Annotated in this window: 13 protein-coding genes; 7 read left to right on the forward strand and 6 right to left on the reverse strand. The window is 52.6% G+C overall.

Annotation, left to right across the window (positions count from 1 at the left end; translation table 11 throughout):
- Window positions 1–5: 5 nt before the first annotated feature.
- The 3 genes from NDQ72_07670 to NDQ72_07680 all read left to right on the forward strand — a co-directional run bounded on the left by NDQ72_07670 (window position 6) and on the right by NDQ72_07680 (window position 1,709).
- Window positions 6–290 carry a DUF1315 family protein gene (locus NDQ72_07670; protein ID WKD29809.1) on the forward strand — a complete coding sequence of 95 codons (285 nt, stop codon included), beginning with the start codon at window positions 6–8 and terminating at the stop codon, window positions 288–290.
- Window positions 274–1,140, forward strand: coding sequence for a DUF2797 domain-containing protein (locus NDQ72_07675; protein ID WKD29810.1), 867 nt, complete (start codon window positions 274–276; stop codon window positions 1,138–1,140). The genes NDQ72_07670 and NDQ72_07675 overlap by 17 nt, the downstream gene beginning before the upstream one ends.
- Window positions 1,141–1,283: 143 nt before the next feature.
- Window positions 1,284–1,709 carry a CopD family protein gene (locus NDQ72_07680; GenBank protein WKD29811.1) on the forward strand — a complete coding sequence of 142 codons (426 nt, stop codon included), beginning with the start codon at window positions 1,284–1,286 and terminating at the stop codon, window positions 1,707–1,709.
- A 55-nt stretch (window positions 1,710–1,764) separates the two neighbouring features.
- Here NDQ72_07680 and NDQ72_07685 read toward each other — a convergent pair whose 3' ends face one another.
- Window positions 1,765–2,232, reverse strand: coding sequence for a DUF2231 domain-containing protein (locus tag NDQ72_07685; GenBank protein ID WKD29812.1), 468 nt, complete (start codon window positions 2,230–2,232; stop codon window positions 1,765–1,767).
- Between the two features lie 68 nt (window positions 2,233–2,300).
- On the opposite strand from NDQ72_07685, the gene coxB reads away from it, so the two are divergent.
- The 4 genes from coxB (at window position 2,301) to NDQ72_07705 (ending at window position 8,459) form a co-directional block, all read left to right on the forward strand.
- Entirely contained in the window at window positions 2,301–3,365 is a 1,065-nt protein-coding gene (gene coxB / locus NDQ72_07690; protein ID WKD29813.1) for a cytochrome c oxidase subunit II, read from the forward strand.
- Window positions 3,362–5,887: a cytochrome c oxidase subunit I gene (ctaD, locus tag NDQ72_07695; protein ID WKD29814.1), complete on the forward strand. Its 2,526-nt coding sequence runs from the start codon at window positions 3,362–3,364 to the stop codon at window positions 5,885–5,887. The genes coxB and ctaD overlap by 4 nt, the downstream gene beginning before the upstream one ends.
- 5 nt (window positions 5,888–5,892) lie before the next feature.
- The gene (locus NDQ72_07700) at window positions 5,893–6,237 is read left to right on the forward strand and encodes a hypothetical protein (GenBank protein ID WKD29815.1); all 345 of its coding nucleotides are present in this window, start codon (window positions 5,893–5,895) and stop codon (window positions 6,235–6,237) included.
- 80 nt (window positions 6,238–6,317) lie between these two features.
- On the forward strand, window positions 6,318–8,459 hold the full coding sequence (locus NDQ72_07705) for a cation-translocating P-type ATPase (protein ID WKD30361.1): 2,142 nt from the start codon (window positions 6,318–6,320) through the stop codon (window positions 8,457–8,459).
- An 8-nt stretch (window positions 8,460–8,467) separates the two neighbouring features.
- Here the strand turns inward: NDQ72_07705 and NDQ72_07710 are convergent, their stop codons facing one another.
- The 5 genes from NDQ72_07710 to NDQ72_07730 form a co-directional block, all read right to left on the reverse strand.
- Entirely contained in the window at window positions 8,468–8,764 is a 297-nt protein-coding gene (locus NDQ72_07710) for a winged helix-turn-helix domain-containing protein (GenBank protein WKD29816.1), read from the reverse strand.
- A 43-nt stretch (window positions 8,765–8,807) separates the two neighbouring features.
- Window positions 8,808–9,884: a PA0069 family radical SAM protein gene (locus tag NDQ72_07715; protein WKD29817.1), complete on the reverse strand. Its 1,077-nt coding sequence runs from the start codon at window positions 9,882–9,884 to the stop codon at window positions 8,808–8,810.
- Window positions 9,885–9,952: 68 nt separating this feature from the next.
- The gene (locus NDQ72_07720; protein ID WKD29818.1) at window positions 9,953–11,590 is read right to left on the reverse strand and encodes a methyl-accepting chemotaxis protein; all 1,638 of its coding nucleotides are present in this window, start codon (window positions 11,588–11,590) and stop codon (window positions 9,953–9,955) included.
- A gap of 48 nt (window positions 11,591–11,638) precedes the next feature.
- A protein-coding gene (locus tag NDQ72_07725) for an IS3 family transposase (GenBank protein ID WKD29819.1) occupies window positions 11,639–12,726 on the reverse strand; the annotation gives its coding sequence in 2 pieces (ribosomal slippage) (window positions 11,639–12,474 and window positions 12,474–12,726; 1,089 coding nt in all).
- Between the two features lie 187 nt (window positions 12,727–12,913).
- Complete coding sequence (locus tag NDQ72_07730; protein ID WKD29820.1) at window positions 12,914–14,368, reverse strand: purine permease; 1,455 nt, start codon at window positions 14,366–14,368, stop codon at window positions 12,914–12,916.
- Window positions 14,369–14,622: the final 254 nt, after the last annotated feature.

Genomic DNA, 14,622 nt, shown 5'->3' on the forward strand with positions numbered 1-14,622 from the left:
CTACGATGAGTGACATGACCTTCGATAAAATGATTAACCAAATGACGCCCGCTATTTACGAAAGCCTTAAGCAGGCAGTAGCGTTGCGCAAATGGCCCGATGGCCGGTATTTAACGCCAGAACAGACCGAATTGTGCCTGGAAGCGGTGATGCGTTTTGAGGTGGAGAATAACGTTCCTGAAGAGAGCCGTGTTGGCTATCTGGAGCAGCGTACCTGTGGTGCTAGCGCGACCGGTGCCGGTGTTTCCCCTGAAATGGCAGGCCTTGCCCGGGATGCCACGCGTGACTGATGATCTGTTTGCCTCGGTAGCATCCCCGGTGCAAGGATGTTTGCAAAAAATGGCGGCTGATTTGCCTAGTCGCCAAGATGATCGGGTGGTGTATCACCTTCGCGCGGGCGAACATCGAATGCCTCTGAATGAGCGTATCGGCTCGCCGATGCAACTTGTCTGGAGCGGTGCGATTGCTTGCACCCACTGCGGGCGGGCAACCAAAAAAAGTTTTGCTCAAGGCTACTGTTACCCCTGCTTTAAGCGTTTAGCCCAGTGTGATACCTGCATCATGAAACCCGAGACGTGCCACTATCATCAGGGCACCTGCCGGGACCCCGAGTGGGGTGAGAAGCACTGCTTCCAGCCACACATTGTCTACTTAGCGAACTCATCCGGCTTGAAGGTAGGTATCACCCGCAAAACGCAAATGCCGACCCGCTGGCTGGACCAAGGGGCCATTCAGGCGTTGCCTATTCTTGAGGTAAATACCCGACAACAGTCTGGTTTTGTCGAAATGCTCTTTAAAGAGCAAGTGGCCGACCGAACTAACTGGCGTGCCATGCTTAAAGGCGAAGTGAAACCATTGGATTTGTGCGCAGAGCGTGACCGTCTTTTTAACCTGCTAGCCGATGGGTTAGGGCAGTTACGTGACGTGCACGGTGCGGATGCCATTCGTACGCTGGATGAAACGCCACTGGACTTTCATTATCCCGTGGCGACTTTTCCAACTAAAGTGACGTCCCATAACTTTGATAAACAGCCGCTGATTGAAGGTACCCTTCAAGGTGTAAAAGGGCAGTACCTGATCTTTGATACCGGGGTTATCAACCTGCGTAAATTCACCGGTTACGAAATCGCTGTGGAGTAGCCCTCGCTATATCTCCTAACGCGGGCTTTTAACTGATTATAACTGCCTATCTTCGCTATCCTGCCTAGCTAGAGTCGCTTTTGTTAACTAAGGTTATCTGGGGCAAATCCCGTTATCGCCTTACGCAACGCAAGGAAGCCTCAATGCCATGGCTAAAACTGCTGCACATCGCCGCGCTAGTTATCTGGTGCGGCGCGCTTCTCTATTTACCCGCTCTGCTTTTGCATGCGCTCCAGCTGCGTAAAGACGCTGGATTCGCGCAAGGCACGCCCCCGATGCCGCGATTTTTCTACAACTCCATTGCAACACCTGCTGCCCTGGTCGCCATCGCGTCGGGCACGCTGCTGTTTCTGTTACATGGCCTTCTCGGAGGGTGGTTAATTCTAAAGCTAGGTGCCGTGGTGCTAATGGTGGCTGCCCACGGCTGTTTCGGCTGGCTTATTTTGCGGCTGGAAATGGGGATTTTCAAAGGCGTAAAAGTTGCCAGTCTATGCGCCTTAATTCTCGCGTTAACGGGGATATTGGGTGTGCTTGGGTTTGTGCTCTCCAAACCGCTGGCTTGGAGTTAATGCGATGAAGATTATTCCCTTAAGTGCCAACACTACTATTGCCGACATTGCGCTGTTAAGGCGACTTCTCAACGTCGACGCCGACGGCATGCTCGTATACCAACTGGCCGCCCAGCCAGCCTGCCAGCGCGATCAGGCAGGCAGTGACCAGCGAAATGGCCAGCCCCCAGGGCAGTACCGCGCCAGGTTCATTAAATCGCAGAAGCCAATTAAGCGATGCCAGGGAAAGCATGACAACGGCCACAATCGCGTGGCTCCAGCCGGTGATCAGGCGGCGGATCCGCGCCACGGTGACCAGGTCAATAATGCCCGCTACCGAAGAAATCCAGCCGCCAAACGCGCCTATCCCCGCCAACCACAAACCGCTGCGCAGCCAGAATGGGTCTTGGGTATACCAGTAAGCCAGGTCGCTGGCGACCAGCGCCATAAGTGCGGCCACAGGAAAGTGAATCATCACTGGATGAAGCGGATGGCCAGCCAGCGCGGCACGGCTTTTTATCGAGCGTTGGGGAGTATGTGTCATGGTCACTTCCTGTGGTTAGACAAAGCGAAAAAGTCATTCAGACCAACGGTATGCCAGGAAAATTGCAAATGAAGGAACGTAATGGCGTAACGTCCACCACCATTTCATATTTATCGTCACGATGGGGCCGTCGAACAGCGTGCTTGCTGGGGACTTTCTTACTGGTGAGCTTAGCAGGCTGCACAGGTGATAGATCTATCTTAGACCCGGCTGGGCCTGCTGCGCGAGACGTGCAGCTAATTTGGTGGGTAATGCTCGGATTTGCCACCCTGGTACTGATTGGGGTGACAGCACTTTGGCTTTACGCCTTTAAACCAAGAAATGTGGAACGCACACCTGCCCAGGAGCGCCGTATCGCTCGCCGATGGATTATTGGCGGCGGCATTCTGTTGCCTGTGGCCAGCATTACCGCGCTGCTACTGTTTGGAGTTCCCGCCGGCCAGCGGATGCTAACGCTACCCATGAGCGAACCGCCAGAAGTTATCGAGGTGATTGGCCATCAGTGGTGGTGGGAAGTGCGCTATCCCGATGCTGAAGGCGGTGAGGTTGTTACCGCTAATCAACTGGTGATGCCTGCGGGAGAGCCAGTGGATTTTCATGTCAGCGGTGCCGATGTGATTCATGCGTTTTGGGTGCCCCGGCTGGGGGGGAAAATAGATATGTTGCCGGGTCGCGTAAATCAAATTCGTTTACAAGCCGATGAGCCCGCGGTGTTTGGTGCGCAGTGTGCCGAACTTTGCGGCGTGGGCCACGCCCATATGCAGTTGCATGTGGAGGCCTTGCCGCGCAGCGAGTTCGAGGCATGGTTAACTGCAAGACAAGAAACGACGCTTAGCGAACTGGCTGTTGCCGATACTACCTACGACGACGCGCGAGATGCTTTTATGACGCATTGTGCCCGCTGCCACCAGGTAGCGGGCGTTAGCCAAGGGGGGATTGGGCCAACGCTTTCAGATGTGGGCGGTCGCGCCACGCTAGGCGCGGGGGTGATTGCCATGGAAGAGGGAGCGGTTAGCCACTGGTTGCAGCATCACCAAATGCTAAAGCCAGGCAATAAGATGCCTACCCACAGTGATATTGAAACAGACACCTTGGATGCCCTGGGTGCTTGGCTGGAGGCCTTGTCACCATGAAGAGTGTCAATCAAGAAGCCATTGAGCATGACCCGCAGCAATTGCACGAAGACTTGCACACCATTTGGGGGAACCCCAAAGGTCTAAGATCCTTAACTATCGTCAACCACACCACGCTTGGCCTGCGTTTTATGGTCACAGGGATGGTGTTTTTCCTGATTGGCGGCATTTTGGCAATGCTGGTGCGGACCCAGTTAGCGATGCCCGACCAAAACTTTATGTCGCCAGACATTTATAACCAGGTCACCACCATGCATGGCACGGTGATGATGTTTCTGTTTGCCATTCCTATGCTGGAAGGGCTGGCGATTTACCTTATCCCAAAGATGATTGGTGCCCGGGACCTGGTCTGCCCTCGGCTAACATCACTTGGCTATTTCTGCTATTTATTTGGCGGGATTATTCTTACTTCCAGCCTGATTATTGAAATGGCGCCTTCCAGCGGCTGGTTTATGTACACCCCGCTAAGTAGCAAAGAGTTCGCGCCTGATCTGGGCTCGGATTTTTGGCTGTTAGGCATCACGTTTGTGGAAATTTCCGCAGTGTCTGCGGGTGTCGAGTTGGTAGTGTCAATATTGCGTACTCGCACTCAGGGCATGGCGCTGCATAAAATGCCGTTGTTCGCTTGGTATATCTTGGCCATGGCGCTGATGATCGTGGTGGGGTTTCCACCGTTGATTCTTGGCAGCGTATTACTGGAACTTGAGCGCGCCGTTGGTATGCCGTTTTTCCAGATTGCGGGAGGCGGTGATCCCATCCTGTGGCAGCATCTGTTTTGGCTGTTTGGTCACCCTGAGGTGTACATCATCTTTCTACCTGCCGCGGGCATTGTTTCGACGCTAATACCGGTTTTTGCCGGGCGGCCTATTGTCGGTTATGGGTGGGTGGTAGCTGCCATCGCTATTATGGGCTTTATCAGTTTTGGGCTTTGGGTACACCACATGTTTACAGTGGGTATCCCACAGCTGGCTCAGGCATTTTTCTCGGCGGCTAGCATGCTGGTGGCGGTACCAACGGCGATTCAGGTGTTCGTTTGGCTGGCGACCCTGTGGCTAGGTAAACCTAAAATGAAACTGCCCATGCTTTGGGTGATGGGCTTTTTGATTATTTTCGTTTGCGGTGGCTTAACCGGGGTGATGTTGGCGCTAGTGCCATTTAACTGGCAGGTGCACGATACCCACTTTGTGGTGGCCCACATGCACTATGTATTGGTGGGTGGCATGTTCTTCCCACTCATTGCCGGGCTTTACTACTGGTTGCCGCTATTTTCTGGACGTATGCCATCTGAAAACCTTGGGCGTTGGGGGTTCTGGCTAACCTTTTTAGGCTTTAACGGTACGTTTTTGATTATGCATTGGACGGGCCTTTTAGGCATGCCCAGGCGTGTGTATACCTATGAGGCTGGCTCCGGGTGGGAGATTTATAACCTGCTCTCATCCGTCAGTAGCTTTGTGCTATCGGCGGGTATTGCCATGGTGTTGCTGGATATCGCGCTGCACTTCCGGTTTGGTAAACCCGCCAAACAGAACCCATGGAATGCCGATACGCTGGAATGGGCTAACTCGATGCCCCCAAGCGCTTATAACTTTGTCAGCTTACCTAGTGTAGAAACACGGCATCCGTTGTGGGATGACCCGAATTTGCCACATACCATGGCGAAGGGTATGCACGGCTTAGCGGTGGCTTCCCACGGCCGACGTGAAATGTGGGGTAGCGACCCGATTACTGGCAAAGTGCGCGAAATCATTCACCTGCCTGGTAACTCCTGGTGGCCGCTGTTGGCCGCAGCAGCGCTGGCAGTGGTGTGCATTAGTTTATTAACCCGAGTCTATGCGCTAGCGGGCATCTTCGTAGTGATTGCAGGTGTGTTTCTGCTGCGCTGGTCGTGGGAGAACGGCGCACACCCGAATGCGGCTCCTGATGCAGGCGTGAAGCCAGGCGATCCGCCGCTCCATTCGCGTACGATGGATGGCCCTGGGCTTTGGGCAATGGCGGTGTTTTTAATTGCCAATGGTTCGTTCTTTCTTTCCTACCTGTTTGGCTGGTTTTATCTATGGACTGTTTCGCCTGAGTGGCAAATGCCAGATACACCGCCGCTGTCTCTGCTGATAATGGGCATGGCTGGCGGGGCGGTTATAGCAGGGTGCGTGGTGGTAGAGAAGCTGGTACGCGGGCTGCGTCAGCAGCGTGATGCAGGGTTAAGAGCAAGCCTCTATTTAGCCGCTGCGTTAGGCGCACTTCAATTGGGGCTCGCTGGCTGGGCGCTGTGGCGAGCCGATCTTTCACCAACCCAAACCACCCACGATGCGGTGATGTTGGTGGGGCTTGTTTACGCGCTTTTTCATGGTGGCCTAGCGGTTATTTTAACGGTGTTGCAAGGCATGCGCGTTGGTTATGGCTACGTGGGTGCGCAGGCGCCGTTTGAACCCGCCGTAGTGGCACTACTTTGGCGCTATAACGTGGTCACATTCTGGTTGTTAGTCGGGGCGTTGGCGATACTGCCTCGGGTGATAGGAGGATAATGGTGATGGTACGACTACATTTTACTCATCCCATCCACTTAATTATCGGACTAACGCTATGGAGCCTATGGTTTGTGGCCGTTTATAGCGGCCTTTCAGTAGCCTGTGCGGTGGCGCCACCATCGCCAGAAGCGGGAGCGCTTACAGGTCTTAATGCCGCGCTAGGTGGTGTTAGTCTCATTACTGTCGTAGGGCTTGCGGCGCTTGCCTGGGGGAGTTGCCAAGTGGCGAAGCAGCATCAAGGTCGCCAGCGCTTTCATGCCACTGTCTCGGCGTGGCTATATTTGTTTTCCGCTTTCGGTGTGGTGTTTGCGGGTATGCCGATTATCAGTGTGCCGCCTTGCCTATAAGTCATAACGCCCACGTTAGCTCGAGGCCAGAAGACGATAAAACATCTAGCCATAACACACCCCTCTATACCCTGCATGGTATGTGGTGTACCAGCTGTGCTCTGGCAGTAGAGGGTGCGCTAGCACGTCTGCCTGGGGTCATCGACGTTAGCGTCCACTACCCCACGGCAACCGTGTGGGTGAAAGGTGCGCGAGACGCAGTCGATCTGACGGAGCTTGCGCCGGTAGTCAAACGGCTGGGTTATCGGCTAACTGAATTAGAAGCCGTTGATGATGCCCATGATCGTCTTGAGCAGGAGAGCCGCTACCTTACCTTGCGGTTGTTAGTAGGCGCCGTATTCGGTATGTGGACCATGTTGGCATCACTGCTTATTTATGTGGGAGCGCTACCGAGCGCATCGATAGAGCATGTGGTGGCGTGGATATCGGGTGCCTTTGCGCTACCCGTAGTGGTGTATTCGGGCTGGCCGTTCTACCGAGCGGGCTGGCGCACGTTACTTGCCAAACGTCCAGGGATGGATGTGCTGGTTAGCCTTGGCGCGATCGGTGCGGTGAGTGTATCGGCTGGGTTGTTGTGGCGCGGCTCGGCGGAGGTGTATTTCGATACGGCGGTTATGCTGATTGTGCTGTTGCTCGTTGGGCGACTGGTAGAAACGCTGTGCCGCCACCGTGGGCTGAAAGCGCTGGATGCGCTGGCGTTGCCAGATGCAGCTATAAGCGCTTGGCAAAAGGGGGCCTGGGTCTTACTTCCTATTAATGATGTGGTTGCGGGTACGCGCGTTAAGCTAGCGCCGGGGGAGTTAGTGACGCTAGATGGCATTCTTGATGCTCCCGGTTGGATTGATACCGCCTCACTGACCGGTGAAAGCTTGCCACGTCACTTCAATGCAGGGCAGAAAGTGTATGCCGGCTGCCGATACCTAGGCACAACGCCACTGATAATGCAGGTCACTGCGGTGGTGGGTAAACGCCGATTGGATCGACTGCGTCATGAAATGCGCCGCTATCAGGCCCAAAAAGGGGAACTGCAGAAACTAGCCGACCGTTTTGCCGCCTGGTTAAGTCCTTTGGCACTTGTGCTCTCGCTAGTGACGCTGCTTGGTGCGCTACTCGTTGGATTGGGCTGGGAGGATGCACTGGTGCGTGCGCTCTCAGTGCTCGTGGTGGCATGCCCCTGTGCCGTTGGGCTGGCGGTGCCTTTGGCTAGTCTTGCCGGTAGCGGTCAGGCTATGCAGCAAGGTATCGCGCTGCGCGATCCCGCCGCGCTAGAAATCTTGGCGCGTATTCGTTCAGTAGCGCTGGATAAAACCGGAACCTTAACGACAGGATGCCATGCGGTACTGCACTGGCAAGTGCGGGATGGCATGGATGAACACACGCTGCAGCACAAGCTCACCCGCGCCGTTGCCGGGAGCGAACACCCGTTGGCGCAAGCATTGGCGCGCTGGTCTGGTGGCCAAGATCAACAAAGCTCTCAGCCTTCCATAGAAGACGTTGATGAATTCCCCGGGGAAGGACGCCGTGTTCGCCTTGTAAACGGTGAATGTCTGATGATAGGTAGCGCCGGTTGGCTGACCAAACAGCAGGTTGATGTTCCTTCCCAAGCGGAAGAGGCCACGCTAGCTTTTGCTTCCCGGGTAATGCTGGCGGATAAGTCAGGCTGGCTGGCGACGTTCTACCTGACCGATCAACCTGTAGACGATGCAGAGCTAAACGTGAAGCACCTGTTAGGGTCAGGTTATCTGGTTGCAATGATCAGTGGTGATCAACAGGGCGCGGTTAGTTGGTTAGGCGAACGTGTTGGTCTGGTGCGCGAGGCTTGCTATGCCCAGCGCTCACCGGAAGCCAAGGCACGGCTATTACGCGGGTTACCATCGCCAACACTGTTTGTGGGAGATGGCCTAAACGATACGCTAAGCTTGGCGGCAGCAGACGCTGGCATTGCCCCACTGAGTGCCAGCGAAGCTGCCCGCGAAGGAGCATCTGCCCAGCTAATGACACCAGGGATTGGTGGGGTAGTAAAATTGCTGAGCATCGCCAAACGCACGCGGCGAGTGATGGAGCAAAATCTTTTCTTTTCGGCACTCTATAACACCCTGGCACTTGGCGTGGTGGTGGTCATGGCCATACCACCGTTGATTGCAGTACTCGCCATGGCAATAAGCTCGCTCAGCGTGACGCTTAACGCCGCACGATTAGCATGGTCTGAGCCGGAACAATGAGTCAGTGTTTAAGCGTAACCAAGAGACTGCTTTAGCCGTTCCGCATTAGTAGCAACCCAGCGAGGATCTATCGCTCCCCAGTCACGTATCTGGTAGTGGCCAATATTATGGCGCTCACCTTCGCCTTTCTCGAATACGCACTCGATATCCAGCTCCGCAAGTGAGGCGATAGTATCCTGCGCGGTACGACGAGGCATACCGGTGACCTCGATTAACGCTGGTACGTTTGCGACGCCTTGCTCAATTAAATGCGCGACATACAAGCGGCGGTAAAAACTTGATTTGGTCTTGCTAAGCGAGGTCATTGGGTTTCCTTTTGCGGGAAGCTACTACATCAAAAGGCTTAGCTTAAATGAATAAATCTCCTTGCGCCCGTGGTGGTCGAAAGTCGTGGGTGTTCAGGCCCTGTTCGGTGCGTGGCTGCATGTTCCACTGGCGGCTGGCGCGATTAAAGCGTTGGGCGATTAAGTCGGCAAAGACACCTTCACCACGGAAGCGTTTACCAAATTGTGCATCGTAGTTTTGGCCGCTTCGGCATTGGCGAATCAGGCTCATTACCTTAGCGGCTCGCTCGGGGTAGTGGGCTTGTAGCCATGCTTCAAACATCGGTGCGACTTCATGGGGTAGGCGTAGCAGCATCCACGTTGCTGTGCGTGCGCCTGCTCGGCTGGCCGCTTCAAGAATGCGTTCAATTTCGTGATCAGTAAGGCCAGGAATAATCGGTGAGACCAGCGTACCCACGGGAATGCCGGCGGTGTTGAGTTCGCGAATCACTTTTAAGCGCGCCTGAGGCGAGGCCGCCCGGGGTTCCAAGGTACGCTTTAGGTTGGCATCCAGGCTTGTCAGGCTAACAAACACCCGCACTAAACGATGCTCGGCCATTTCTGCGAGCAGGTCTAAATCCCGCAGTATTAGCGTGCTTTTAGTCACTAGAGTGACCGGATGCCTGCATGCTAGTAGCAGCTCTAATAAACGACGAGTTGTTTGGTATTTCGCTTCCAGCGGCTGGTAACAGTCGGTGTTGCCGGAAAGGTTGATAGGACGACATACATAATGGGGATGGCTAAGCTCGTCTGTTAAGTGCTCAACTAAGCCTGTGCGGGCGATTAATTTAGTTTCAAAATCGAGCCCCGGTGACAAATCCCAGTAGGCGTGGGAAGGGCGAGCGTAGCAGTAAATGCAGCCATGCTCGCAGCCGCGAAATGGATTGAGTGAGCGGTCAAAGGGTAAATCCGGTGAACGGTTCCAGGAAAGCGCGCTCTTGCTGGGCTCTTCGCGTATCTCCGTTGCAAGCGAAGTAGAGGCCTCCTCATGCCACCAGCCATCATCCTCTACTACGCTGCAGGTTGGTGCGAAGCGGTTATGCGGGTCGTAGGTCGCACCGCGCCCTTTATATACAGTAGCGCTGGAAGGGGAAGAAGCCATGAGTTGCCACCTCTGCACGGACTAGAGTTGCCATATATGATTATATATACAGTATATGGCGTTTGGTTCTATGTGCAAGGTACAGCTTGGTGAGTTAGCGAAACCAGCTGGGCACGTGATTGGCTGTTTTCAGCGCTGGCGTTGAGTTTAAACCTAAGCACAACCTCGGTTAACCGTTCAGCTTCATGCTCTAACTGAGTGGCGGAGGTGCTGGCTTGCTCCACCATGGCGGCATTCTGTTGAGTCGTCTGCTCCATTTCGCCAACAGCACTATTGACTTCGTTGATGCCAACACGTTGCTCCTCGCTAGCGACTGCGATCTCATCCATTAAAGTGGTAACACGCTTAACGGATTCCATAATGGCGACCATTGACTCACTGGCTAAATCCGCTTGTTGAGTGCCTGCTTCTATCTGGCTTACTGACGTTGCAATCAATTGACGGATATCTGCTGCGGCATCCGCGCTGCGTGTTGCCAGCAGGCGAACTTCACTGGCTACCACGGCAAACCCTCGGCCATGTTCACCTGCTCGGGCTGCTTCAACGGATGCATTGAGCGCCAAAATATTGGTCTGAAAGGCGATTGAGTCAATTAAGCCAATAATGTCGGTAATCTGTTGCGAACTATGACGTATCTCATGCATTTTACTAACCACATGAGTCACGACATCGTCACCTTGCTGTGCATTATGCGCAGCTTCTTGAGCAACGCGGCTAGCTTGCGCTGCGTTGTCACTGTTACGTTCCATGGTGGCCGTCATTTCTTCAATGCTGGAGGCAGTTTGTGTTAATGAAGCGGACTGGCGCTCGGTCCGCGAGGCGAGATCTTGGTTGCCTAACGCAATTTCCCGTGCGCCTGCAAAAACCTCTTCACTGCTATGACGCACGGTTGCCACCGTTTCCAACAAATCTTTTTGCATGTTGCGTAGCGAGTTGAAGAGAATGCCGATTTCATTTCGGCCATGCACTTCAATTTCTCTAGAAAGATCACCTTTAGCAATATATTGAAAGTGCTCGTTGATGCGCTGCGTTGGGCGAATTAAGTTGACGCTTACACCCCAGTAGACAATGGCAGTAATGATTAGCGCGATAATGAATACGCTAACAATAGCGGAATTAGCTAAGTTGACCACTGAAGAGAAGTTATCCAAACGCTGATTACCTTCGTCTTCTACCGTATGAAAAAAATTAACGGCATCTTGATAAAAAGTGTCATAGGCATCATGGGTGCTATTGCGCAGGCGTTGGTAGTCAGCAGTGTCCCCTTGATAAAGCGAATCAAGTTGAGGAAGTAGCTGGTGGCTCATCATGTTATTGAAGCTACTCTCTATTTCACGAATGAAGTGCTCATGAGACGGGTTGAATGATAAAGAAAGAAATTCAGCGAACACGTTGTCTGCACTTTCAAGCAGATTACGCATTTCATCCGCTCGTTGGCGCCTTTCAACGGCAGTAAGAGAAGGGTGCGCCTCTAGAAGCTCTTCGTACAGGCGGCCCATTTGTAAACGTACATTTTGTATCGACGAATTGGTTCTGTTCAGTGTCGATTGTTGATTGACGTTGACGTTGGTAAATTGCTCGATACTTTCCTGACTATGATTGATCGCGTAGAGGCCGGTACCACTCAGCAGCAGCAGTAATGTCAGAAAAGCGCATAAAACGAGTGACCAGCTCATTCTCATTGTTAGATTGTTTAAGCGGTGCATGTGTCACTCGGTAATCCCCCCATTTTTAGAGGGCTTCAAAAGTAGGCCTCAGGCCATCATGGCCAACTTCTGTTGAGGAGTGATTCCTCCGAGTCCCATATTGGGTCGTTCGTGATTGTAGTGCCAGAGCCAGCGAGTAGCATAACCTTGGACTTCTTCGGTGCTGTCGAACAGATACTGGGCCAGCCAATCGTAACGCACCGTTCGGTTGTAGCGTTCGATATAGGCATTCTGCTGGGGCTTGCCGGGCTGGATAAACGCCAACACAATGCCTTGGTTTTTCGCCCAGTTCGCCAGCTTGCCGCTGATGTATTCAGGGCCGTTGTCACAGCGAATAGAGCGCGGTTTGCCCCGCCACTCAATGATCTGCTCCAGTGACCGTATAACACGCTCTGTCGGAAGCGAGAAGTCTACTTCGATGCAAAGGCCTTCGCGGTTGAAGTCATCAATCACATTCAGCAGCCGGTATCTGCGACCATCGTTGAGCTGGTCGTGCATGAAGTCCATCGACCAACTGTCATTGATCATTTCCGGCACGGCCAATGGCTCCGGCTTTTCACGAACCAGGCGTTTCTTGGGTTTTATCCGCAGGTTCAGTTCCAGCTCCCGATAAATTCGGTAAACCCGTTTGTGATTCCAGCCAAACCCTTTGACGTTTCTCAGGTGCAAAAAGCACAGGCCGAAGCCCCAATTGCGCTGGTTATGGGTCAACCGGATTAGCCAGTCGGCGATCTCGGTATTCTCGCTGCTGAGCTTGGCCCGGTAGCGATAGCAGGTCTCGCTGATGCTGAACATCCAGCAAGCCAGTCGAATGCTGATGCGCTTCTCATTGACGGCTTTCTGCGCCATCTCACGGCGTCGAGACGGCTTCACCACTTTTTTTCGATGGCTTCCTTGAGGATGTCCGCTTTCAATCGTTCCTCAGCGTACATCTTCTTGAGCCGTCGGTTTTCATCCTCTAGCTCTTTCAACCGGGCCATCATGGACGCATCCATGCCGCCGAATTTAGCTCGCCACTTGTAGAAAGTCGCACTGCTCATGCCATGCTCACGACACAGCTCTGGAACCGGAGCGCCGCCTTCGGCTTGCTTGAGAATTGACAGTATTTGGCTGTCAGAAAAACGTGATTTTTTCATGCAGAATCTCCCTGCGTTTAGCTTACGGAAAATTCTACTTTTGAACACCCTGGTTTTTCGGGGGGATTACCACTCCATTCGTCTCATTATTATGTTCTGCATAGAGAAATAGAACTGCCGGGGGAGCGGCAGTTCTAAAGCGTCGTGCATGTTTTAAATGATGCTCTTGTTGCTAATTAATACATCATTATTCAGCATGAACGCTACGTTGACTAAGGTTATCACCTTGGTTATTGGCTTCGTCCTTAGTGTCTTTATCTTCGTTAGCAATTTTTTCTCTTTCCTTAGCCTCATCTGAAAGAGATTTTTTGGGTAGAACGATATTCAGCGTGAAAGCTGTAATAGCGGCCACAACGATGGGGGCGCCACCGATCAAATCTCTTAATACCGCAGGAAATTGCTCAATAGCAGATGGCTCTGCAGCGATACCTAAGCTTAGTGCTAAGGAAAGGCCGACGATGGTCATATTGCGCGCAGACATCTCATCTTTAACCAGCAACTGAATGCCAGTCATGGTAATCATGCCAAACACGGTAATTGTTGCACCACCTAAAACGGGATAAGGAATCGTCGTGATCATTGCGCCGAATTTCGGACTGAGACCCGCTAGAATCATAAAAATACCTGCCAGCGCCAGTACGTATCGGCTAATTACCTTGGTCATGGCTACGATGCCAACATTCTGGCTGAACGTGGACGTGGGCAGGGCACCGAAGAAAGAGCTGACGGTAGTGGTTAAACCATTGCCAAGCAGGCCGCCGGTAAGCTCTTTTGTTTTTAGCTCACGGTTCATACCGCCAACGGTTGTGGCAGATAAATCCCCAATCGTTTGTACGGAGTTAATAACACAAATGACGACCATCGAAGCAATGGCCGCGGTGTGAAACTCCATCTCAAACGGCATTAGTTTAGGAACGGCTACCCAGGATGCATTGGCGACGTTGTCGAAACTAACTAGGCCTAGCGATAGGGAGAGTAAATAGCCGACCACAATGCCCACAATAATGGCTGAGAGCTTAATCACCCCTTTACCAAATTGGGCAGCAATTAAAACAGTGAGTAACGTAACGACAGCGACGATCCAATTAATTGGATCACCAAAATTGGCGGCATTAACGTTTCCACTGCCCGCCATATAGCGAATTGCGATGTCATATAGCGACAGACCGATCACCAATACCACTGTTCCTGCCACGACAGGGGGGAACAAATGGCGAATATATTGGATGAAGTAGCCCACCACGACCATGGTCATACCGCCAATCAACTGGGCACCGAGTATGCCTTCAATCCCATACTGAGCGCCAACTGCCACAAGCGTCGGTACGTAGGCAAAGCCGACACCAAAGATAGCAGGTAAGCGCGCACCGAATTTCCACACACCGTATAGATGGAACACGGTGCAGACACCGGATGCCAGTACTGCTATCTGGATGAGCAAAAGCTTTTCTTCGACGCTCGCGCCAACGACTCCAGCAACGATAATAGGCGGTGTTATCACGCCAGCAATCATGGCGAGTAGGTGCTGAAGAGAAAGTGGCAGTACCTTTAGAAATTTAGGTTTTCCATAAAAATCAAAGAGGGAGGTGCTCTTTCCATCTATTCGCGCTCGCTCTTCCGACGAGGATGTGGCGTCACTCATGAGGGACTCTCCTTTGTTGTTGTATTCAATGATTTGAAATTATTGTTCATTTTTAAAGTTAATACTGTACACAAAAAATCTGCTGAAAATAAATAATTTCGCCCTGTTTATGCTCATCTATTTGGCTAATAGCGCTTCTTGATACGAAAAATAGCGTGCTGGTTTCACCGCTGCATCTATCATAATTTTTGTTCAAGCTTTTGATTTTTAATTTATTTTTAAACATTTCTGTCAGGGGGAGGCTTGTGTTGAGA

The organism is Halomonas sp. KG2, assembly GCA_030440445.1.
In the GTDB taxonomy this organism is placed as follows: domain Bacteria; phylum Pseudomonadota; class Gammaproteobacteria; order Pseudomonadales; family Halomonadaceae; genus Vreelandella.